Source organism: Pseudomonas sp. HLS-6, assembly GCF_002753995.1.
GTDB lineage: Bacteria > Pseudomonadota > Gammaproteobacteria > Pseudomonadales > Pseudomonadaceae > Aquipseudomonas > Aquipseudomonas defluvii.
The window spans coordinates 5,236,939-5,260,220 of sequence record NZ_CP024478.1; the positions used below are offsets into that span (position 1 = coordinate 5,236,939).

18 protein-coding genes are annotated in these 23,282 nt (G+C 58.9%); all 18 read right to left on the reverse strand.

Translation table 11 applies throughout. From position 1 onward, the window contains the following. Nucleotides 1–10: 10 nt before the first annotated feature. Nucleotides 11–847, reverse strand: a complete 837-nt coding sequence (locus CS390_RS24685) for a protoglobin domain-containing protein (RefSeq protein WP_099776476.1) — start codon at nucleotides 845–847, stop codon at nucleotides 11–13. After that, nucleotides 844–1,923 carry an IS30 family transposase gene (locus CS390_RS24690; RefSeq protein ID WP_099776478.1) on the reverse strand — a complete coding sequence of 360 codons (1,080 nt, stop codon included), beginning with the start codon at nucleotides 1,921–1,923 and terminating at the stop codon, nucleotides 844–846. Before CS390_RS24690 ends, CS390_RS24685 begins: the two co-directional genes overlap by 4 nt. Nucleotides 1,924–2,001: 78 nt before the next feature. Continuing rightward, entirely contained in the window at nucleotides 2,002–2,409 is a 408-nt protein-coding gene (locus tag CS390_RS24695) for an EAL domain-containing protein (RefSeq protein ID WP_218195292.1), read from the reverse strand. Between the two features lie 197 nt (nucleotides 2,410–2,606). Then, nucleotides 2,607–3,410: an IS21-like element ISPst3 family helper ATPase IstB gene (gene istB / locus CS390_RS24700; RefSeq protein WP_099773209.1), complete on the reverse strand. Its 804-nt coding sequence runs from the start codon at nucleotides 3,408–3,410 to the stop codon at nucleotides 2,607–2,609. Next, nucleotides 3,403–4,902, reverse strand: a complete 1,500-nt coding sequence (gene istA / locus CS390_RS24705; protein ID WP_157767169.1) for an IS21-like element ISPst3 family transposase — start codon at nucleotides 4,900–4,902, stop codon at nucleotides 3,403–3,405. Before istA ends, istB begins: the two co-directional genes overlap by 8 nt. A 103-nt stretch (nucleotides 4,903–5,005) precedes the next feature. Beyond that, nucleotides 5,006–5,704, reverse strand: coding sequence for a hypothetical protein (locus CS390_RS24710; protein ID WP_177442431.1), 699 nt, complete (start codon nucleotides 5,702–5,704; stop codon nucleotides 5,006–5,008). Beyond that, nucleotides 5,697–7,589: an ATP-binding protein gene (locus CS390_RS24715; protein WP_099776481.1), complete on the reverse strand. Its 1,893-nt coding sequence runs from the start codon at nucleotides 7,587–7,589 to the stop codon at nucleotides 5,697–5,699. The genes CS390_RS24710 and CS390_RS24715 overlap by 8 nt, the downstream gene beginning before the upstream one ends. After that, a complete protein-coding gene (locus tag CS390_RS24720) occupies nucleotides 7,582–9,093 on the reverse strand; it encodes a class I SAM-dependent DNA methyltransferase (protein ID WP_099776483.1) in 1,512 nt (503 codons plus the stop codon). The genes CS390_RS24715 and CS390_RS24720 overlap by 8 nt, the downstream gene beginning before the upstream one ends. Beyond that, nucleotides 9,090–9,575 carry a hypothetical protein gene (locus CS390_RS24725; protein ID WP_084341369.1) on the reverse strand — a complete coding sequence of 162 codons (486 nt, stop codon included), beginning with the start codon at nucleotides 9,573–9,575 and terminating at the stop codon, nucleotides 9,090–9,092. The genes CS390_RS24720 and CS390_RS24725 overlap by 4 nt, the downstream gene beginning before the upstream one ends. Further along, complete coding sequence (locus tag CS390_RS24730) at nucleotides 9,572–11,068, reverse strand: class I SAM-dependent DNA methyltransferase (RefSeq protein WP_099776812.1); 1,497 nt, start codon at nucleotides 11,066–11,068, stop codon at nucleotides 9,572–9,574. The genes CS390_RS24725 and CS390_RS24730 overlap by 4 nt, the downstream gene beginning before the upstream one ends. A gap of 199 nt (nucleotides 11,069–11,267) precedes the next feature. Beyond that, on the reverse strand, nucleotides 11,268–12,890 hold the full coding sequence (locus CS390_RS24735) for a Tn7-like element transposition protein TnsE (RefSeq protein WP_099776485.1): 1,623 nt from the start codon (nucleotides 12,888–12,890) through the stop codon (nucleotides 11,268–11,270). After that, entirely contained in the window at nucleotides 12,883–14,385 is a 1,503-nt protein-coding gene (locus CS390_RS24740; protein ID WP_099776486.1) for a TnsD family Tn7-like transposition protein, read from the reverse strand. Before CS390_RS24740 ends, CS390_RS24735 begins: the two co-directional genes overlap by 8 nt. Nucleotide 14,386: 1 nt before the next feature. Next, a complete protein-coding gene (locus CS390_RS24745) occupies nucleotides 14,387–15,997 on the reverse strand; it encodes an ATP-binding protein (RefSeq protein WP_032174390.1) in 1,611 nt (536 codons plus the stop codon). Then, nucleotides 15,990–18,050: a Mu transposase C-terminal domain-containing protein gene (locus tag CS390_RS24750; RefSeq protein ID WP_099776814.1), complete on the reverse strand. Its 2,061-nt coding sequence runs from the start codon at nucleotides 18,048–18,050 to the stop codon at nucleotides 15,990–15,992. Before CS390_RS24750 ends, CS390_RS24745 begins: the two co-directional genes overlap by 8 nt. Before the next feature lie 13 nt (nucleotides 18,051–18,063). Next, nucleotides 18,064–18,891 (reverse strand): heteromeric transposase endonuclease subunit TnsA, encoded by an 828-nt coding sequence (locus tag CS390_RS24755; RefSeq protein WP_049263132.1) that lies wholly within the window; start codon nucleotides 18,889–18,891, stop codon nucleotides 18,064–18,066. A 145-nt stretch (nucleotides 18,892–19,036) separates the two neighbouring features. Continuing rightward, nucleotides 19,037–20,872 (reverse strand): glutamine--fructose-6-phosphate transaminase (isomerizing), encoded by a 1,836-nt coding sequence (gene glmS, locus CS390_RS24760; protein ID WP_065759580.1) that lies wholly within the window; start codon nucleotides 20,870–20,872, stop codon nucleotides 19,037–19,039. A gap of 11 nt (nucleotides 20,873–20,883) precedes the next feature. Then, the gene (locus CS390_RS24765; RefSeq protein ID WP_065759579.1) at nucleotides 20,884–21,651 is read right to left on the reverse strand and encodes a DeoR/GlpR family DNA-binding transcription regulator; all 768 of its coding nucleotides are present in this window, start codon (nucleotides 21,649–21,651) and stop codon (nucleotides 20,884–20,886) included. Nucleotides 21,652–21,859: 208 nt separating this feature from the next. Then, the gene (gene glmU / locus CS390_RS24770; RefSeq protein ID WP_099776488.1) at nucleotides 21,860–23,227 is read right to left on the reverse strand and encodes a bifunctional UDP-N-acetylglucosamine diphosphorylase/glucosamine-1-phosphate N-acetyltransferase GlmU; all 1,368 of its coding nucleotides are present in this window, start codon (nucleotides 23,225–23,227) and stop codon (nucleotides 21,860–21,862) included. Nucleotides 23,228–23,282 lie beyond the last annotated feature (55 nt).

Consider the following 23,282-nt stretch of genomic DNA (forward strand, 5'->3'; position numbering starts at 1 on the left):
GATTTTTTAACTAGCTGTTGCACTTGCTCCTTGAGGCCGCCAACTCTAAGCCATCCGCCTTACTTCTTTCATATAGCTCACGGGTTTCATGATCCCAGCTGATATTTGTCAAGACGCGGACTTTCAGATATGGTCGTAGTTGCGAGTCTTCCAGCACCTCACCAATCAAACCGAACTGACTATCTGTCAGAGCGATGAGTTCATTAAGTAAAAGGCTAAGTGCACTGTCATGCGACTCATTAAGTATAAAAGCGCGCTGAATCTTAGCGATGGCATTGCTGGTACGAATTTGAAAATCGTATTTGTCAGAAATCTGCTGCCTTGACTGCTCAAGTGTCTGGTGGCTAGCGTACATGTAGGCGTCAAAGGCTAGGGTGATATCCAGCAGCGCGACTTTGTAGAGCGCAGTTAACGTTGGCTCGATACGCTCCTTATCGCTATTCAATATCACACTGACGAATTTACAAACGAGATCTAAGTAAACACCGTAAGCCCCAATATACCATTGTGGCGTCAAACCAACTCTTTGGTGCGCAATGCCCACTCTAATACGATCTTGGGCGTAGTCGAATCCATAATCGCCGGCAGTTAATTTCCTAAAGTACAGTTTTTGTGTCTCTTGAAGTTTGCTCATTAGGTTAACGTCACGCAGCATCTTCGATGCATGGTCAAACTTTAAAAGATGCTGATAAAAAGCATGAATAAGCTCATTCTCAAAGGCATAAAGTGGTTTGTGAATGGCTTCGAGCAATTTAATTTCGGTAGTTGAAAGATTAATAAGAGCTTTACGCTCATCAAAAGATACGGGGTTGATGTTTAATCGCTTTAGTACTTCTACCACTCTCATAGCGCACCTGTCTTTACTTGGCGGTTGCAGGAGCTGAGTGCAACACGGTATTGAATTGAAGCCGGAGCATCATGCCGCATTGCCATGGCATTTTGCATGACCTCTCCCATCACCTCGATGGGGCATTTGAAGTCGAAGCGCTTGCGCGGTCGCATGTTCAGTTGCAGCGCAATGGCGTCCAGCTCCTCCTGGCTATGTACCGACAGGTCTGTGCCCTTGGGCAAGTACTGGCGAATCAGGCCGTTGATGTTTTCGTTGCTGCCGCGCTGCCAGGGGCTGTGCGGGTCGCAAAAGTAGATCGCCACGCCGGTTCTTTGGGTGATCTCGGCGTGTCGTGCCATCTCCCGGCCCTGGTCGTAAGTCATGCTCTTGCGCATCTCCAGCGGCATGCTATTGAGCGCGGCGCTGAAGCCTTCAAGCGCCGAAGTCGCCGTCGCGTCGTTCATCTTCACCAACATCAGGTACCCACTGGTGCGTTCCACCAGCGTACCGACGGACGAGGCGTTGGCCTTACCCTTGATGAGGTCGCCTTCCCAATGCCCCGGCATCAGCCTGTCTTCAATCTCCGGCGGGCGCACATGAATACTGACCATCTCGGGGATCTGGCCGCGCCGATCCACGCCACCAGAGCGCGGCCGGCGCGTCGTCTTGCCTTGGCGCAGACAGATGATCAGCTCCTTACGCAGCTCGCCGACCGGCAAGGCATAGATGGCATTATAGATCGTCTCGCGACAGACGTATGCATCTCTGAGGCTGGGAATGTTCATGCTGCGCAGCTTGCCGGCAATCTGCTCGGGAGACAAACGCTCGCGCAGCATATGGGCCACCAACTGAAAGCGCTCACCACCCGGCAACAGCTTTCGTTTCGGTCGACAGCCTTGGCGGCGGGCCTGCATCTGCTGCTGGGTCATGCGGGCCGAGTAGCCACCACAGACATCTCGATTGCGGCGCAGCTCCCGGCTGATGGTCGAAGGGGATCGGGTGATCAAGCAAGCAATCTTGCGCAGGCTGAACCCTTGGGCACGGCTGATTTGAATGGTGGCGCGTTCTTCAACGCTGAGTTCGGAATAAGACATAGGGGCAGCACCGTACCGGAAAGGTCAGGTGTTGCACTCAGTTTTTGCCGCCGCCCAGCCTTACACGCTAATTTCCCCTTATGTTCGGGTGATCGGTTCCGGCTTACCAAACAGGTAACCTTGGAACGCTCGGCAGCCGATAGCAATCAGCAACTCCAGTTGTTCGCGCTGCTCCACGCCTTCGGCTACCACCTCCAAGCCGAGATTTTCCGCCAGGGTTACCACGGTGCGGACGATGGCGCTGTCGGTACTGTCGATAAGGATTTCGTCGACGAAGGACTTGTCGATCTTCAGCTGATCCAACGGCATGTGCTTGAGGTAGCTCATGGACGAATAGCCGGTGCCGAAGTCGTCCAGCGAGAAGCGCACGCCGACCTGGCGCAGCGCCTGCATCTTGCCGATGGTGACCGTCAGGTCGTGTTGCAACATGGATTCGGTGATTTCCAGGCGCAGGCGGTTGGCCGGTGCGCCGCTGCTGGCCAGCACTTGTGTTGGCGCTGATGGAAAATTGACCCACCCTGCCGATTGAAATTTGACCCAGGGCGGATTGCTGATTTTGTTACCAGCAACTGTGGATAAGTCTACCAGCGCAGCTGCTTTTGAACCCACTCCCTCGCTGTCCCAGTTCAGCTGTTGAAGACCTGCCACATGCAGCCATGCAGCAGGCCGTCGTCACCATGAAATCAGAACGACTCATCGTCCTCCGGTTCCTGGCCGTCCTTACGCTTTCGCTCCCGTGATTTGATCTTGGCCTGGGCCGCCAAGCTACTGTGTTGCAGGCGATAGGACTCGTTACCGGTTTCGACGATGTGGCAGTGGTGGGTCAGCCGATCCAGCAGGGCGGTGGTCATCTTGGCGTCGCCGAACACGCTCGACCATTCGGCGAAGCTCAGGTTGGTGGTGATCACCACGCTGGTGTGTTCGTACAGCTTGGACAGCAGGTGAAACAGCAACGCACCGCCAGCCTGGCTGAACGGCAGATAACCCAGTTCGTCGAGGATGACCAGATCCATGCGCAGCAGTGCCTGGGCGATCCGCCCGGCTTTGCCGTCGTGTTTTTCGCGCTCCAGCAGATTGACCAGATCGACCGTGGAGTAGAAGCGCACGCGCTTGCCATGCCGGGTGATGCCGGACACGGCCAGCGCGGTGGCTAGGTGGGTTTTACCGGTGCCTGGCCCACCGATCAGCACCACGTTCTGCGCGGTGTCGGTAAAGGCCAGGCTGGCCAGCTCGCTGATCAGGCGTGCGTCGGCGCTAGAGGCGTTGAAATCGAAGCTGGCCAGATCGCGGTGCATCGGCAGCTTGGCCATGTTCATCTGGTGGCTCACCGAGCGCATGGCGCGATCTGTGTGCTCTTGTTCCAGCAGGTGTTCGAGCAGCCACTTGGACGAGGCTGTGTTCGACTCACCCTGTGCAGTTAACTCCGCCCAGGCCGTGGCCATGCCGTGCAGGCGCAGCTCCTTGAGTTCCGCCATCAAATCACGCATGACCGACCTCCTCGACCTGGCCACGCAGGCGGTCGTAGCGCGCCGTGTTAGCGACGGGGGCTTCCTTGAGCGACAAGTGGGTTTCGACGCTGGGTGGTGGTTCGGATGCTGTCAGCCGTGCCACGACATTGAGGATGTGTTCGGCGCTCAGGCTGCCACTCTCCAGTACCAGCTCAACGGCTACCAGCACGGCATCGAGCCCGGCGACCGGTACGGCAGCCAGAACTTGCGCCATGATCCGGTCACCGCCGGCATGACGCCCCAGACCGTGCTTAAGCTGACGCAGCGGCGCCGGCAGATCAGCAAAGGGCGCGCCGTTGCGCAGCGCACCGGGCTTGCGTTCGATCAGCGGGAGGTAGTGCTGCCAGTCATAGCTGACCTGGTCGCGATCCAGCAAGCGGACATGGCTGGCGATCAGCGCGTCGTCAGCCACCACCTCGATTCGCGTCGGATACAAACGGCTGCTGACCCACTTACCCGCGTACTCACACGGCACCGAGTAGCGGTTGCGCCCGACGCTGACCAGGCAGGTGCTGGAGACCCGCGCAGGCCGCTCGACGTAACCGTCGAATGGCGCTGGCACAGGCATCAGTTCAGCGCGCTCCAACTCCAGCACTTCGGCCACACTCAGACCGCTGTATTGAGGGTGCGTCAGCTCGTTCCAAAGCGCGCGGCAGCGCTGGCCCAGCCAGGCATTGAGTTCCTCGAAGGAGTGAAACTGGCAGTCCTGGGCGTCTAGCCAGATATGCCTGCGGCTGTCTTGCACGTTCTTTTCAACGATGCCCTTTTCCCAACCAGCGGCGACGTTGCAGAAGTCCGGATCGAACAGGTAATGCGCGCACATCACCGCAAAGCGTGCATTCACCGCCCGGCCTTTGCCCTTATTGACCTTGTCGACGGCGGTCTTCATGTTGTCGTAGATGCCCCGGCGCGGCACGCCGCCCAAGGCGCCGAACGAGCGTGTATGGGCGTCAAATAACATCTCATGGCCCTGGCTCGGATACGCCACAAGCCAGAACGCACGGCTGGCACACAGCTTCAGATGTGCCACCTGCATACGCCGGTAAATGCCGCCGACCAGCAAGCCTTCCTCGCTCCAGTCAAACTGAAACGCCTCGCCAAGAGCAAAGGTCAGCGGCACAAAGGCCTGCGACGCCTTGCCCTGTCCCCCTCGCCAGGCACGGATAAACGCGGTGAGCTGGCTGTAGCCACCGTCATAACCATCGGCTTTGATTTGCGCCAACAGCGCCTTGGCACTGCGCCGCTGTTGCTTGGGGCGCAGCGAATCGGCTTTTAGCGCCTGCTCTAGCGTGACGTGAAAAGGGCTGAGTTTGTTAAAGATCGCGCGGCGTTGGTACACCGGCTGCTTGGCCTCAGGTGCTCTGACCCACTTGCGAATCGTGTTGCGCGCCAGCCCGGTGCGCTTGGCTATCTCATGCAGCGACAGCTTGTCGCGGAAATACATCCGCCGAATTTTGCCCATCATTTCCATACTGATCACCCTGTGTTCTCCTGCTCAAAAATTGAGCAGAAGCAGTTGAACACCTGGGTCAGTTTTCAGTCGGCAGAACAGCCTCTACTGGGTCAGTTTTCGGTCAGCGGCAACAACCTGAGTCGTATTTGGGGTGGCGTTGCTGACCCAATTGAACGTCACCCAGCTCGCCGACTGGCGCAGTAGCCCAATGGCTCGGAAACATGTCGGCTGAGCCTCGATCAGGCCTGAAGGCGTCAAGCAATGCCGCTCGCCGCGCCCGCTCAGCCAAGGCCGCTGCGCTTTCCAGGCTGCCTGCGAGCTCCTGATGCCTTCCAAGCAAATCGACGCGCTGCATCTGGACCTCAAGTGTTGGCAGCACAAACTCAAAATTGGCCAAACTTGTCCAATTGGTGCGCGGACTCAACGACCCCGCCGAAGTCCCCACCGCATGCTCGAAAAACGCATCGGTCTGGCAAATGAATGGCAGCAACTCCGGCAGCAAGACCTGCGCATCCTTGGTCTCCAGCACGTAGATGTCCCCGGAACACACCCCGGAGAAATCCGCCACAGCCACCTTGCGCTGGTAAGCGCGGCGCTTGCCGAACAGCACCTGCCCCGGTTGAAAAACGCTCGTGAAGGTCACGCCGTCAGCGACATTGCCCCAGCTGCGGATGCGCAAGTCACCGGGTTCGAGATGTTCCAGACCGACGTAGCGTTCAATGCCATCGGCCATTGGGTCTTTGCTGCGCGCCTTGGACAGTCGGACCACATCGCCGAACTTCACTCGACGCCAGCCGGGCTTCAAATCCCTTTCAATCATTGCTCTTGTCCTCGCCCTCTGGGGCAACATACGCCTGGTGTGGATGTTTGGCGCTTTCCGGGTAGCGGAAACGTAATTGGCCGTCACGCACCATGGGTATTAGGTGTTTGTTGCGCAGGTAGTCGCGGTCTTTACCCAGCAAGGTTGCAAGTTGGTCGCCGCTCTGAGGCGCCCACTGACAAAGGCGGCGGATGCCGTCACGCAAGGCTTCACTGCTGATCCGGCCCTGCAAGGTTGCAAGTAAGGTTGCAAGCTCAGACGGCAAGGTTGCAAGCTGAGGGTTGCATGCTTGCTGGCCCGCTACCGCCTCTGCAGGCTGAGGCTGGCCAACAGGAGCGGTGAATGCTGGGAGATCCAGCGGCAGCTCTGACTGTGCGCTCTCCGGAGTCGGACGAGGCTCATTACCGGCCAGGGTGTAATAGGTGCGACTGCCTGCACCCTGCTTCTCAAGCAGGCCCCGGTCGCGCAGCCGGCGCAGTACCATGCTGGCGGCCAGGGTATCCGAGCCACAGAAGTCGCGGCAGGCGGTGTTATCCACCGCGCCGGTTGCCCGCACATAGATCAGCACCTTGGCTTCGTCGGGGCCCAGTGTGCTGCCGGCATAATTGCGCAGCCAGGTGTGGTCTTCTTCGGTGAGCAGGTTGTGCAGAAACAGGGTGAGCTTAAATTCATTGGCCTGCCGGTCTGAGTGGAACTCTGGCAGCGGCAAGCCTGCATCCGCAGCCAGGCGACGCATGGCACGAATCCCCGTACCCTTGGCTTCGGCCAGATGCAGATCATGCAGCACTGCTGCAATGGCTGGGTTGCGCAGACGTGAACCTGGCAAGCCCAGCTGCGCTGGCTCCTTGAGGGAATAGCCGACGTTACGAATTTCGATGCGGTTGCTGTAGCGAATGATCTGCGTCGGGCTGTGCAGGGTGTAGTTGCGGTGCATGGCGGCATTGGCCAACGCCTCGCGGATCACCTTGCGCGGCAGAATGGGCTCTTGCACGCTCTGTAGCTGGCCCTCCGGCAGGCGAAAGCCTTTAGGCAGCTCATCAATAATGCTGGCTTCGGCGAGCGGCAATGCCAGTATCAGAGGCTTGCGTATGTCGATGGATTGGAAGCGATTTTCTGGATCTTCGACCCATTCGTTGCCTGGCACACGTATGTAGTCAATACGAACCATGGGCAGTAGCCTGCGCAAGGCTAGCGGTTTACCGAACAGAACGATGCCAGCCAATGTGGGTTGCAAAGCACCATCCACACGCCTTAGCGCCCCCAGCGCTTCGAGCATGTCTTCGTCGCCATAGTCCAGCTCTTCGGCCTGGGGGTTGATGCGGGCACGCTCACGCCGATACGCGGCAATCGCGGTCGGGTCAAAGTCGTCGGCGCGGGCATCAGAAAGAATGCTTGAATCAGGGCCATGCAAGGGCTGGCTCTCCCCGCGCAACACCCACAGGTCTTCATCCACACAGCGCTGGTCACTGGAGCCGATACGGCGGTAGGCGCCATTCGGCAGGCCCGTGGCTTTCTTGTAGACGGGTTTGTGGGTGACATCGGCCTCGGGCACATACACCACCAGCAGCGTCTTGCCTTGCACCTGTTCCAGCTGCATTTCCGGGCGCAGCGTGACGTTGAGCATGCTGGCACACTGGCTGGCGAGGTCACGCTGCACCTTGTCCGGATCGGGCAAGCCCGCAGGCCGGTAAACGGTATCGCCCTTGTCGTTGACCGCCCAGTCCACGCCCAGCAGCAGGTAGCCACCGTCCAGGCCGGGTTCATTGGCGAAGGCGATCACCGTCTCCATGACCGACTTGCCGATGTCGCTGGCACGCTTGGCCTCGATGCGCGCGGACTCGTCCACCGCATTGAGCTCGTCCAGCAGTTCGACGGCGCTACGCATCGGTTCTCTCCGGCTCGATCAGCCCGTCCAGCGTTTCCACCAGCTCGTCCATCTGCAGCCAGAACGCCCGGCCGCTGTCCTGCCAGCCTGCCCAGGCTTCCTGCAGGCTCTGCGTCTGCTGCCCCGTCGAGGCGTTGCTGCTCTGACGCTTCACGTAGAGCGGGATGGACAGGTTGAAGCCGTTGCCGGCGAGGTCGTCTAGAGTGGCCACGCGGGCAAAGCCGGGCTCGTCGGCAAACGCCTGCCAGGCATCGAGAATGCGTTTCTGGTGCTCGGGCTTGAGGAAGCTCTGCGCCCGCTCGCGGGTAACCTCGTTGACGGCATCGATGAACAGCACCTTGCCCTTGCGCTCAGCTGGCTTGTGCCGGTTGCAGATCAGGATGCAGGACTCCATCGGCGAGTTGTAGAACAGGTTCGGCCCCAGGCCGATGACGCCTTCGACCCAGTCCTGCTCGACCATCCTAGCGCGCATCGATTGTTCTTCATTGCGGAATAGCACGCCATGCGGCCACAGCGCCGCGCTGCGGCCCTTCTCGCTGAGGCTGGCGAGAATGTGCTGCTGGAAGGCGTAGTCCGCTCGGCCCTGCGGTGGCGTGCCGAGGAAGTTGCGCCCCCAGGCATCCTGCTCCCAGGTCGTGCGATTCCATTGCTTGATCGAGTACGGCGGGTTGGCCAGGATCACGTCGAACTTGCGCAGGCGGTCGCCGGCAATGTGCTTGGGCTCGGCGAGGGTGTCACCACGGATAATCTGGAAGTCCTCGACGCCGTGCAGGAACAGGTTCATCCGGGCGATGGACGAGGTGATCAGGTTGCGCTCCTGACCGTAGAGCTTGAGGGTGCGGTACTCGCCCCCGGAGCGTTTCACCTCGTCGAGCGCGGAGATCAGCATGCCGCCAGTGCCGCAGGTGGGATCGTAGATCGACTCGCCGGCCTGGGGCTTGAGCAGCTGGGTCATCAGGTGCACGACGGTGCGATTGGTGTAGAACTCGGCAGCGGTGTGGCCGGAGTCGTCGGCAAACTTCTTGATCAGATACTCATAGGCGTTTCCCAGTTCGTCCTCGGGCACGTTGGCCACCGAGAGGATCTGAGTCGAGAAGTGCTCGATCAAGTCCTTGAGGGTCTCGTCGGGAAGGCGTTCGCGGTTCGTCCAGGCGGCATCGCCGAAGATGCCGTCGAGCAGCTCCGGGTTGGCCGCCTCGATATCGCGCATGGCTTTCTGGATGGCCATGCCGACGTTCATCGGCACCTGGCGGACATCACGCCAGTGCGCGCCGGCCGGAATCTGGAAGCGATGGTTCTCGGCGAACTCGGCATAGGACAGATCGCCATCCGACTCCTGCAGGGCGGCCTGATACTCCTCGTCCCACACGTCGGAGACACGCTTGAAGAACAGCAGCGGGAAGATGAACTGCTTGTAGTCGCCGGCATCGATGAGGCCGCGCAGCAGGACTGCGGCGCCCCAGAGGTAGCTTTCGAGTTCCTGTTGGGTGATGCGTTTGTTCATGATTCCTCGCGGCTCAGCGAGCGCTCTAAATAATCGTCCAGCGGCGGTAGATCGACATGCGCGCCATCGGAGTGGTCTTCAATCAGCACGTCAGCCGGCTCCAGGAGGTCGCTTTCCAGCCCCATCAGGACCTCTTCCACAAGCTCGCGCTTCTCTGGCCCCATCAGGTGCTCATGCCAGTAGATACAATGCTGAGAGGACTCGAAATACTGCAGTCGGAGGCTGGTATGGCCGCCGTCGGTAAGGCGAACAAACCCCGCCCACTCATGACTGATTTCGATATAGGTATCCCCCGCCCCGACAGAGAGATTCAACCCGGGAGTAATGATCGGCAGGCGCTGCAGTCCAAACAACAATCGGAATAAAGATCTCCGAGCGTCCGGTGCATCCTGTCCGTATACGAGCCTTTTGGTCAGCATCTGACTGATACGTTCGATGATCCAGGCATCCTCTGCCGGTATAACAAGCTTTCCTGCGCTCACTGCAACCAGCCCCCTTCAGCCATGACAGCAGCCAGTCGTTCCTCGGCTTCACGGCAGCGGTTGAGCGCCTCCTTGAAGGCTGAAATCGCTTCAGGTAGTGGCGGGATGTCCTCCTGCAGCGGCGGCAGCACATAGCGCGAGATGTTCAGCGTCCAGTCTTCGGCCTTGATCTCGTCGAGATCGACGATCCGCACGGCGTCCTGCACATCGACGAACTGCTCGTACCAGCCCTGGATCTGCTTGGCGTGCTCGAGCTCCAGGAAATTTTGTGCCCGGCCGCGGCGGAACAGGCGCGAGGCATCGGCAATCATCACCTTGCGCTTCTTGGCCTCGGGTTTGCGCAGGCGCAGCAGCAGGATGCAGGCGGCCAGGCCGGTGCCGTAGAAGAGGTTCGGTGCCAGGCCGATGACGCCCTCGATCAGATCCATTTCCAGCAACTTCTGGCGGATGCCCCCTTCCACTCCCTTGCGGAACAGCGCCCCCTGCGGCAGCACCACAGCCATGCGCCCGTTGCCTTTGGCCATCGACTTGACCATGTGCTGGACCCAAGCGAAGTCGCCGGAACCGGACGGAGGCACACCGGCGAAGTTGCGCCCGAAGGGATCGTTCGCCCACAGCTCTTCGCCCCACTTCTCCAGCGAGAACGGCGGGTTGGCAATCACGCAGTCGAAGGTAGCCAGGCGGTCGACATCATAGAATGCCGGGTTGCGCAGGGTGTCGCCGCGAACGATCTGGAAGTCCTCGATGCCATGCAGGAACAGGTTCATTCGCGCGATGGCGGAGGTGGTCAGGTTCTTTTCCTGGCCGTAGAGCTTGCCCCACAGGCGTTTGACGTCGCCGTGCTGCTCCTTCACGTGCTGGACAGCGGCCAGCAGCATGCCGCCCGTACCGCAGGCAGGGTCGTAGATGGTTTCGCCTTCTTTCGGATCGAGCATCTCGATCATCAGGCGCACCACGCTGCGCGGGGTATAGAACTCGCCAGCCTTCTTGTTGGTGGCGTCGGCGAACTTCTTGATCAGGTACTCGTAGGCATCCCCCAGCACATCGGATGCCACATTGCGGTTGCCCAGGGGCAGACGCGAGAAGTGCTCGATCAGGTCTTTGAGCAGCGCATCCGAGAGGCGCTCCTTATTGGTCCACTGGGCATCGCCGAACACCCCGTAGAGGGTGTCGGGGTTGGCGCGCTCGATGGAGCGCATGGCCCACTGGAGGGCCGAGCCGACGTTGGCCGACTTCTCCCGAACGTCCTCCCAGTGGCAGAACTCGGGGATCTGGAAGCGGTGCGATTCGGGGAACAGAGCCAGTTCGGCGTCGCCGCTCTCCTCGACGATCTCGGCGTATTCCTCATCCCAGACATCGCAGATGCGTTTGAAGAAGAGCAGCGGGAAGATATAGGTCTTGAAGTCAGCCGCGTCCACCGGGCCACGCAGGATGTTGGCGGACTCCCAGAGATGGCTCTCCAGCTGGCTGAGGGTGATGCTTGAATCGCTCAAAATCGGTGTCCTTGTGCCGACCAGCACGGTTGACGCCCAAGCGGTTGCTTTCAGAGCACGCCATGCTGCGTCCTGCCCGTGACCAAAGACACAGAGAATACCGAACTCGACCGCGCCTGGCATGCATCCTTGGCTTGCCCACTCCGATCATGGCCTCAGCCCAACCTCATTAGCAGCCAACCTGTGAATCATTTTGCCATCAGATCAGGGCAGCGCGTATCCGCTGCTTCCAGCCAGATACTCTGGCCTGATAGGCATCAGGCGGACCTTCTTTCGGGTGATGCACAGAGTGCAAAGGCTCACAGTACTTCGCCATGGTGCCTGGCCAGCGCAACGAGCCTTTCACTGTCTCCCTCAAGATTCTGTCTATGCATTTTCCTGCCTCAACACCGACTTTGAAGCCCATGATCCGCGTTGACATGGTCTTCCGGTTGTCTGAGGTATCTATTTCTAGAAGGTAGCGTTGATCGCCGTTTTGTAGTTTGAACCTTGCCAGCAGATAGCAGCGTGATTTTTCGTGATCGATCATGTGGTAGCTGCAACGTGGAACGGGCGGCAGAGGCCTCACCTCCAGTGCTACCAGCGCAACTCCAGACTCTTGGGTGATTTGTTCAAGAATCTCTCGGAGCAGCGAGAAACGATCTGCAAGCCGTTCATGCTCGTCCCCATCACCCTCTCCCTCACCCAATTGTTGGAACTCTCCTGACGCTATTCTGCCCTCGCTCACAGGATCAGCCACGCCGAAGAGTTGGCTTTCTCTGCTCGGACATTGCTCGTCGTCGACCTTCTTGCCGTGACCGTTGGCACGCTCCCCGTTGTAGGAGATCTTGGTGCGCAACTGAGCATCAAACGTGACTCCCTCAACGGGCAGGTGAATCAACCTCTGCTCCTTGGCAGCAGTCGGCTCTTCGTCAGCATCCACCTCCACTTCTTCTGCTCCCGATGGCACAGATACACAGCCTGTTTTTTCACCTCTGATGGGTAACTTGAGAGCAGGGTGATGGAAAAAAATATCACCGAGATGGCTAAACCGGAGCCCCTGAAGCTTTTCGATCTCCCAGACCAGCAATTCGTTGCTTTCCGGATCAAAGGGGCCTCGCACATCCATGGTGGTACCCGCGAGGGATGGGGGTGCCTGAAAGTCGAACTTCCACCTGGCATACGCCGAACCTTGCGGTACCCGCTCTTGCCTTTGATTGAGGCTTTGCCAGATTGACTCGAAGGATCGCTTCACATCCTGATTCAGCAGCAGCCAACTGAAATGGTCTCTGTATCCCTTGATTTTGAGAAGCTGACTTGGCGCACCTGTCTTCGGGGGCGTATGGATATGAACAACATCGCCCTCTCTGTAGACCGTGAAGGCCATGTCCAAGCCATTCGGTGCGAAGGCTGCACGGACGATGAAGGCAGCGTGGAAGAACATTTTTCGCGCCAGCTCGAATTTCGGCAACCAGACGGTCAGACCATCGACCTCGAACACAAAGCATCGCTGTCCAGATATCTCAGGATTTGCAGCAAGCCTTCTGGCCAGACGTGGGCACTCACCCAACTGCCGTTCCCGCCAGGTATCTATTGCAGGAAGCACCACCGTCTTCTTGAAACCACTGGGACGATAAGGAACCCCTTCCTCGCCATGAAACTCGCGACCAACGGCCAAGACACACGACATCTCCGGTGCGAACCGCTGCAGCTGCAGCTGACCGTTACGCTCAAAGAGAGCCGCCAAGCGCCACTCGGCCGCCGAAGTCGGGGCCCTGAAAAAATTTCCAACGGCCAGCAACCTGGATCCGTTCGGGATCTGACGAAATACTGTCCTATTCAATCCAACTTCCTACCAATCGAATGAATTCAGTGGTCAGAGGTGCCATCTTGCTCTTTTCTAACCCACAACGCTTTTCCAGCTCCCAGCGCCTGGACGTTATGCCAGTCTGTACATCCTCCAGCATTGCTGCAGTCAGGCGACGGATCTGATATTCCCCGACAGACTCGGCATAGCGATCCAGGAAAGTGCGGCACAGGGGCAGTTGAGCGAGATGATGCTCGACTGATGCCCGATGGGGTAGCTGCTGCAGGAACCAGTTGCGACTCCTGCGCGGAAGGCTCCGGTCTCCTTCGCTGTCTCTGCCAATTCGGATCAGCAGGCGTACCAGCTTTCTGTCCCGCGCTTGCCAGTCAACATGGCTGTTGTTGCCCTGTCGGCGCGGTCTGGCCTGATTTGCAGCCATCAGCCAGCTTCGGTCATGACGATAGAGCCAGGCGTAACATGCCTCTCCTCCGTTTTGCCTGGCAGCCTTGGCGCCACCGTGATTAGCCAGTGCTTGCATCCAAACGGCTCGGTATTGCTGCTTTTGTTCAAACTCAGCGGGGAGCAGCTGCACTGACCGGTCGGAGGCAAGGTCGACCTGGCGAGTCTTCGCCTCGCTGATCAGCTCGCCAGCATGCTGGCCAGGGCGCAGGCTGGTCCAGACGATCAGATGCTGCAGCGCACTGAATCCCTTGCGATGCTTCCTGAATATCGCCAACAGCCAGGGCGGAGGCTCTCCGGATGTCAGCAGACCGTTCGCAGCAAGCCAATCCCTGCGATGGGATGCCAGAATCTTCTCCCAGATGACTTCAGCCCTGACCTGACGGCCGCGTCTGGCGCCGCACTCTGTTGCCAGGTGCCGGTACAGGTTGGTCCAGCGTCCGTAGCCAGGCGATTGCACCTCTTCGAGCGCCAGCAGCTGCATAGCAGCCTTGGCGAGCCTGATCGCCTCTTCGCCCACGGGACTCACGCGAAGATCACGGGGCAGAAACAGTGGAGAGGCTGGATGAAACTCGTGCCGTTGCGCTCGACGGAACGGGATAGGTGAGTTCAGGAGCTGACAGCCATGCTCGGGACAGGCATCTATCCCTTGAATCTGCCAGCTACGCCGCCAGTAGGGTTCACCGTAGCGCGCAGCCATATCTTCAAAGCAGATCGGGCAGTAACGCAGCCAATCGGGCCACTTGACCAAGGCCGTCGAGGCCCCAGACAGACCAATCGTCGGCCGGTCGGGAGCAAGCATGGCCTGAAAAAGATCGGTACGGCGCTCCGGCGGAATGAAAGGGGCATAGAGCGGGAACAGCGTGTGATTCAGGATCATGCCTTCCGCATCCAAGCCCGTGTTGTTCGCCAACGCAGTCAGGTGTGTAGGCAGATCGGTAATCGCGGCAACCTTGCTGTCACCGAAAAGCATGTGCAGCAAGGTCTTGTGGTTGCCTATCCCCAGATGTACCCGGCACCGGGCAATACCGCTGTAAAGCAGTTCGTCCGGGTAGAGCCTGGGGAAGTACATTTCATATTGCCTTCAACAGAGGCCGCAGGTCGAGGATCAGGCCAGCCTGCTTGAATCTGTCATAGGCCTCGCTTTCAGGCCCATCGGCATAACGTCGGCGCAGATCCTCCTCGGATAGCCCCCCCCACTCCGTCCGCTTAACTCTGGAAATGCCGGGCCTCTTGGGAGCGTCCTGCGCGAGGTAGGCCGTGGCCTTGTGAATCAGGGCCGCCAGCGGGATGTCCGGATTCTCCGCCAACAATTCATCGGCCATGGGAATGGCAATGTCCCTCGGGATTTCCATACCTTCGAGCAGGGCGGCCAGCCGCTTTGCCTTGTCATCAGCCGGAGGGGCCGGCGGTTTAGGTTGGGGGACGCTATCCAGAGAGCGAGTCAGGGTCAGCAACCGTCCCTCGATCTCTGGCATCAGCAGGTCGTCATATTTGGCGATCAGCTCGGGCCTACCGCTCCGCAAGGCCGCTAGCATCGGATGGACCGGTTTGAACTCGTCCTCGAAAACCCTGCGCAGCAACAGCGGCTTGATGCACTCGACACCTGTCACTATCGCCCGGATCTGCGCCAGCGCGAACAGCTTGATGACGATGTCCATGACCCCTTGGGTGAGGTCGTACATCGTAGCCTCCAGTTCATCATCCAGCGGCGCCGCATTTCGCAGCCACTGATACTTCCAGAGCCGCTTCAACAGACGCTTCCAATGCTCGTCCCGAGGCAACCTATCCCAGCGGATGCTGCCCAACCCGGAGACCCGCCGAGCAGCCCGGAACGTGCGCTGGAAGAACTTGCTGGCCCGGTGGGTGCCGACCTGAATGATCGGAACACCGATGGTGTTCACCAGCGACACGAAGAAATTGTGCATTTTTTCGGCACCACCGGAGCGTGCCTCGTTGAGGTTCTGAACCTCGTCGATGATCAGCACTCCGAGCGCGTGCAGATTGGCTACCTGGCACATGGATGCCAGCAGACGTTTGGTACCCAGCTTCTTGCGTCCGTGGCTACGGCTGTAGTGGGTACCCAGGATCTTGTCTACTTCGTTGAAGAAGCTCAGGCACAGCTCATCCAAGTCACCGTCAATTGGGCAGTCGACCTTCAGATAGACCAGTTGAGTGATGTTGTAATCAGGGTGATGGAGGGCTTGGGGGTACATGCCCAGAATCCGCTCCAGCGTGCGCGTCTTGCCGCAACCGGAGCAGCCGAACAGCGACAGGCTGTTGGCCGTAGAGGAGACACTCTGGTACACCGCCGCATCCAGATCCTCCTCCTCGACACGGCGATAGCCATTCTGCAGGTGCGCATACCAGGCACCACTGGCCGGATTCCGACCGATGTACCCTTGACGGATCATCAGACTGATCTTGCTCTCCAGCTCCAAGTGATGGCTCAGCGGCTGGAAGAAGCCGTGCAACAGGCGGGCAATCGCATGTGCCCTGAGCCGACCATCCAGAAGCGCCTCCTGCGGCTCGAAACCGGGAAGCTGCTGCAATAGACCGACCACCTCCTGCAGATCAGGAATCGGAGGCAATGCGCTGATGAGCGGATTGTCCTGATACTCAGGAAGCTGCTGCTCCTGGTAACGCGCCAGGGGAATGACTCCGCGCTGGAATTCTTCAGTCATCCTCTTCCTCCTTGAATATCAGGTCACTGAGATCTGGGAAGGCATAATCTTCCTGCTTCTCGCCCCGCAGTGGGATCACCTCGGCTGGCTTTTTCTGCTGTGATTTCTCCAGTTTGAATGCTGTTTTCTGGCGTTCCTGGCGCTTTTCCTGCTGCTTGTTCTCGCGGATCTGGGTTCCCAGATCCTTCGTGGTCATACCCGTTTTGACCGGACTGGCATCCTCTGCCTGGGCAACGATGGACTCGATCTGCTTCAGAAGATTGCCTCTCTCTACCAAAGCTTCCGCCGCCGCGTTGGTATCGCTACGCCGTTCCTCTCTGGACAGCAGCCAGACATCCCAGAAGGTCATCCCCCTGAAGCGTCGACTGCGGTCGGCAAGATCGCAAACCCAGTAGTCCTTGAGACTATTGGATGGCCGCAGGTAGATGTGGTCGGCGCTACGCGGATCGTATGCGACCGTTACCCCTGTCGGCCGGCGCCCCTGACCTCGGTGAAACCAACCCTCCCTGATTGCTTCCTGGCAGGTGTAGAAGCAGCCGAACAGCCTGATTCCCAGCTCCGAAACCGTGGCCGACTCATGGGGCAAAAGATTGATCCGCACCAACTCCTCGGGCGCAGTACGTAATCGGCCGGTCAGGTTGGCCAAGCCCCAGTTCCACAGCATGACAGGGATGGCTGGCAGATCGCCCGGCATACCAGAGGTCCTGTCGTATTTGCTCAAGGTGTGAAAGTCGTTGTGGTAGAGGATGCCGGCAATGATGATCTGGGTGAACTCGGGCAAGGTCAGACTGGCATCAAGTCTGTAGTCGTGGCCACCCCGCTTCCGGCTGGTGGTGTCCTCGACCACACCGCTGGCATAGGGCTTGAAACGCTCCTGCACCGTCCGGAAATAACGCTCGACGATCCCCTTGGCATCTCCTCGCCTGGCCGGTGCATTCTCGATGCGAACGCCGAAGGCTTGGGAAAATGCTTCCACCTTGGTGCCGTTCAGTTCGCCCTTATCGGCCAGCACCACATCCGGCAAGCCTTTGACCGGCCAGTCGCTGGCATCGATCTCCACGCCATACTGGCGGCAATACTCAACCTTGTCGGCGACCGTGTTGGCCAATGCCACCATGGCACTGACCCAGGAAGGCCCCTCGAATCCGACGTACATACCAACGACCATGCGGCTGAACACGTCGATCACCATGTAAACAACAGGCCTGCCGACGATAAGGCTGCGATCATGTTCTGAAACCAGATAGATATCGGCGATGGTGGCATCTATCTGGTAGCGGTATCCGGGCCCCAGTGCCTCGGTCGTCGATGTACTGCTGAGAGGTCGGAAATCCTTGGCAAAATCCACTGCGGACACCCTGCGTGGCAAGGTGTCGGTGAAGTGATATTCGCGCCCATAGAAGTAACGGAATTGCCCCAATGTAGGCAGTTCGGAGGTCGTCAGCTCCGGCAGAACAGCACGGAGCAGGTTCAGCCCAGAGGCGTAGGCATCAGGAATGGACGGATGCTTTTCCTTGAGCAAGCGTTCCTCGATGACCCGGCGAAAAATGCGCTCGATGTCCGGCGTGACATTGCTCCCTTTCCCCTCCATCACCACTCTGGGCCTGCCCAGCTTGGCCTGGTTCGGCTTTCTGCGCTTGCCACGGGCGCCCGAGTTGACATAGTCCGGCAAGAGGGCATTCCTGCACATGCCTCGCTGCCAGTAGCGCCTCAGTAACCTGTACACCGTCTGATTGGTGACACCATGGCGCTCCATGATGCCTCTGACAATGAGCCCTCTGGGGCGCCGCACGAAAAGCTGGGGATCGTGCACAAAATCCGCCAGCATGGTCCAAGCTTCATCACGCTTCTGCTGATCAAGAGAACCTTCCTCCACCTCCCGTAGGACTGTCTCCTCGAAGGGATCGGCAATGCTCTCCAGCTCCCGCTCCATGAGCAGACGCTCCAGCTCTGCAACCGATATCGGTTCGGGCAACGCCGTGTCCGAATCGATATCGATCCAGATGGCCTGCTCGGTGCCGGACCACAGCAGGCGCTTTCGCAGTTCCCCTATCCGGAACACCTGATTAACGGGAAACACTGCTCAGCTCCTGATGCATTTGATGAGCGTTGGCAACCAGGTCTTTCGACTTCAGCTCCCGGTAAGGGATTTCCAGATCAAAAAGGAAACAGTGCCGGGCCAGCAGCTGGCGTAGCCAATAGAGCGCCTGCCCGGCCTCCAGCTGGCCGGAGGTATCCATTCCTTGGGCAATAGCGGTCAGCTTCTGGTCTGGGTGACGCTGAAACTCGAGCAGAAACAGCTGCTGGTAATGGACGAGATCGTCCTGAGCGATGTCGTCTTCAGCATGGGCAGGATAGAGCCATTGGATGTTGGCAAATGCCTCCCTGGATACCTCACGTTCCGTGACGATGGCCCAGGGAATACCTTTTTCCTGCCAGTAGCGCCTTTCAAGCTCAAGCCTCTCGATGACTTCAGGCTTCTGCAGGTCAGCACTGTATTTGGCCTGAATCGCGATGCTCGGGCGCTGAGGATCTTCGAAATCCACCAGAAAGTCGCTGGTCAGTACCTGCGGGGTGCCCTTGTAACGCCCGTGGGGCAGGCCAAGCTCCTCGGCGATGCGCACCGTATCTTCGACCCTCATCGGAAACTGTTCACGGATATCGGTGACATGAGGAGACCGATCCAAGGTCAGGAAGATGGCCAGTTCAAGATCGGATAGAAGATGGTGTAAACGCCGGGTCTTGCTGCCAGGCAGGCGGTGGGAGCGCCCCAGCGAGGATACGTCCCTGGTGTAGATGAACGGCTTGTAGTCCGATCCCTGGCCTTGGCCACGCCCGTCCTTGAGCCTTCTATCGATCTGGGCCTGGGTCAACCCCTTGAATGTTCCTGACATGAGAAAGCCTGCCCCCGCTATGTCGATGACCTCAACATAGCGGATGCAGGCTCAGGATGAAACTTTATTTATAAGGATGATACTTTATTTGTACGGATGAATCTTTATTTGCATCCCACACAACGCGCTCGCCTCAACAGCAGCCTTACTCCACGGTCACCGACTTGGCGAGGTTGCGTGGCTGGTCAACGTCGGTACCTTTGAGCACGGCAACGTAGTACGACAGCAACTGCAGCGGAATGGTGTAGAGAATCGGCGCCAGGGCATCAGCGATGTGCGGCATCGCGATCACGTGAGTCCCTTCACCATTGCTCATGCTGGCTTGCTCATCAGCAAAGACGACCAGTTGGCCACCCCGGGCGCGTACTTCCTGCAGGTTGGACTTGAGCTTTTCCAGCAGCTCGTTGTTCGGCGCCACGGTGACCACCGGCATGTCGTTGTCCACCAGCGCCAGCGGGCCATGCTTAAGCTCACCAGCCGGGTAGGCTTCGGCGTGGATATAGGAGATCTCCTTGAGCTTGAGCGCCCCCTCCATCGCCACCGGGAACTGCGCACCACGACCAAGGAACAAGGTGTGGTGCTTGTCGGCGAACAGCTCCGAGATTTTCTCGATGGTGGCATCCATCGCCAACGCTTCGCCCAGGCGAACCGGCAGACGGCGCAATTGCTCGACCAGATCGGCCTCAACGCCTGCTCCCAAGGTGCCACGCACTTGGCCCAGGGCCAGGGTCAGCAGCATCAACGAAACCAGTTGGGTGGTGAACGCCTTGGTCGAGGCCACACCGATTTCCGGGCCGGCCAGGGTCAGCAGGGTCAGGTCCGATTCACGTACCAGCGAACTGATACCGACGTTGCAAATGGCCAGGCTGGCCAGGAAGCCCAGCTCCTTGGCATTGCGCAGCGCTGCCAGGGTGTCTGCGGTTTCACCAGACTGGGAGATCGAAACAAACAGGGTGTCGGGCTGCACAACAACCTTGCGGTAGCGGAACTCGCTGGCCACTTCGACCTGGCACGGAATACCGGCCAGTTCTTCCAACCAGTAGCGCGCAACCATACCCGCATGGTAACTGGTGCCACAGGCAACGATCTGCACATTGCGAACCTTGGCAAACAGCTCGGCAGCTTGCGGGCCAAAGGCCTGAACCAGCACATGGTCAGTGCCCAGACGACCCTCCAGCGTGCGCTGTACCACGGTAGGTTGCTCGTGGATTTCCTTAAGCATGAAGTGGCGGTATTCACCCTTGTCAGCTGCTTCTGCACCTTCGTGGTACTGCACCGCTTCACGCTGAACTGCTTGGCCGGCCTGGTTCCAGATACTGACCTTGTCGCGGCGAATCTCGGCGATATCACCTTCTTCCAGGTACATGAAACGGTCGGTGACCTGGCGCAGGGCCAACTGGTCGGACGCCAGGAAGTTTTCCCCATGGCCCAGGCCAATCACCAGCGGACTGCCGCTACGCGCAGCGACGAGGCGATCCGGTTGTTTGGCACTGATAACGGCCAGGCCATAGGCACCGTGCAGTTGCTTGACCGCTACCTTGAGCGCTTCGGTCAGGTCAGGCTGGGTCTTGAGGGTGTGATGCAGCAGGTGAACGATCACCTCGGTATCGGTTTCCGAGCTGAACACATAACCCAGGCTCTTGAGCTGCTCGCGCAGCTCCTCATGGTTCTCGATGATGCCGTTATGCACTACCGCCAGGTCGTGGCCAGAAAAATGAGGGTGTGCATTGCGCTCGCTGGGCGCACCGTGGGTTGCCCAACGGGTATGGGCGATACCCAGCAGGCCCGACAGCGGTTCGGCGGCAACGGCAGCTTCCAGCTCACTGACCTTGCCGATACGACGACGGCGCTCCAGGACGCCTTGCGCGCTATAGACGGCCAGGCCGGCGCTGTCATAGCCACGGTACTCCAGGCGCTTGAGGCCTTCGATGAGGATAGTGGTGATGTTACGTTCAGCGACGGCGCCAACGATTCCACACATAGAAATTACTCCTAGCTGATTGCGGCGCAGATAACGTTTACGCCGCGGGCTTCAATCTGTTCGCGTGCCGCTTGGGGCAGGCGCTCATCAGTAATCAGGGTATTGACGCTGCTCCAGGGCAGCTCGAGATTGGGGATCTTGCGACCGACCTTGTCCGACTCGACCATGACAATCACTTCCCGCGCGACCTCGGCCATGACCCGGCTCAACCCCAACAACTCGTTGAAGGTGGTGGTGCCACGCACCAGGTCGATGCCATCGGCACCAATGAACAACTGGTCGAAATCGTAAGAGCGTAGTACCTGCTCGGCGACCTGGCCCTGGAAGGATTCGGAATGCGGATCCCAGGTACCGCCGGTCATCAACAGCACCGGTTCATGCTCAAGCTCGCTAAGGGCGCGGGCGACATTCAACGAATTGGTCATCACTACCAGGCCAGGCTGCTGGCCAAGCTCAGGGATCATGGCGGCGGTCGTACTGCCACTGTCGATGATGATTCGCGCATGCTCACGAATCCTGCCCACTGCAGCGCGGGCAATGGCCTGTTTATAGGCAGACACCGGCTGCGCCTGATCGGCAATCAGTTCCTGAGGCAGCGTGACCGCGCCGCCGTAACGACGCAGCAACAGACCATTGGCCTCAAGAGCCGCCAGGTCTTTGCGGATAGTGACTTCCGAGGTCTCGAAACGTTTGGCCAACGCATCGACACTGACCTCGCCCAGCTCATTCAGCAGCGCGAGGATGTTGTGCCGTCGTTGTGGAGTGTTTCGTTTCGACATTTTGGCTTTAAGTTTCGTTTCGTAAGTTAATGAAGCAAATCAAAACCTAAAGCTTTCACTTCGTCAAGGACGATGCGCATGTTTTTGCCTGTGCATAACTAGACATGACTGACGCTTTTATCCACAAATCCCGGCCTAGAGCGCCTGGCATAAAAAAAGCCGACTTATGCACAATCCAGTCGGCTCTTTTATTCACATGTGGATAACGTCAGTTCTTCTTGATCTTCTCTGGCCGCTTCCAGCCATCGATGTTGCGCTGACGTGCCCGACCAACGGCTAACTGAGCCGTATCGACATTCTGTGTAATGGTCGAACCGGCTGCCGTTGTAGCGCCAGAAAGGATATCCACAGGCGCAACCAGGGAGTTGTTGGAACCGATGAAGACATCCTCACCCAACACCGTCTTGAACTTGTTCGCACCGTCATAGTTGCAGGTGATGGTGCCTGCGCCTATGTTGGTCCGTGCGCCGACTTCCGCGTCGCCCAAGTAGGTCAGGTGACCGGCTTTGGCACCCTCGCCCAGGTGAGCATTCTTCAACTCGACAAAGTTACCCACATGGGCTCGTGCTTCCAGCACGCTGCCAGGGCGCAGACGCGCGAATGGGCCGGCGTCGCTGCCCTCGCCCATGATGGCACCTTCGATATGGCTGTTGGCCTTGACCACCACGCCTTTGCGCAGGGTGCTGTCCTTGATCACACAATTAGGACCGATCACCACGTCGTCTTCGATCTCGACGCGGCCTTCCAGGACCACGTTGATGTCGATCAGCACATCACGACCAACGGTGACCTCGCCACGTACATCGAAACGCGCCGGATCACGCAGGGTGACGCCCAGCGCCATGAGCCGACGTGCCTCACGCAACTGATAATGACGCTCCAGCTCAGCCAGTTGGCGACGGTCGTTGGCGCCTTGCACTTCCATCGGGTCGTGCGGTTGCTCGGTGGCAACCACCAGGCCACCCGCAACGGCCATGGCGATCACGTCGGTGAGGTAGTACTCACCCTGCACATTGTTGTTAGACAGCCGGCCAAGCCACTCAGCCAAACGCGCCCCCGGGACAGCGAGGATACCGGTGTTACCTTCCTTGATCGCCCGCTGTGCTTCGCTGGCATCCTTGTGCTCGACGATTGCCGCCACCTGGCCCTGTGCATCACGCACGATACGGCCATAGCCTGTCGGGTCGTTCAGCGTAACGGTCAGCAAGCCCAGTTGCTGCGCAGTAACCTTGGCCAGCAACCGCTTGAGGGTGTCGACTTCGATCAGCGGCACATCACCGTAAAGGATCAGCACGGTATCGGCCGTCAGGTGTGGCAGCGCCTGTGCGACAGCATGGCCTGTGCCCAGTTGTTTGTCCTGCAGTACAAAATTCAGATCGTCGGCAGCCAAACGCTCACGAACCACTTCCGCGCCATGCCCGATTACTACATGCATACCCTGTGGCTGAAGCTGCCGGGCGCTGTGGATAACATGGCCAAGCATGGAGTTGCCCGCAACCGGGTGCAGCACCTTGGGCAAGGCTGAACGCATGCGTGTGCCTTGGCCCGCGGCGAGAATAACGATATCGAGAGACATGACTGGCTACCAATCCTGGGTGGTCAGCGACTGTGACCAAAAAGAAGGAGTTACA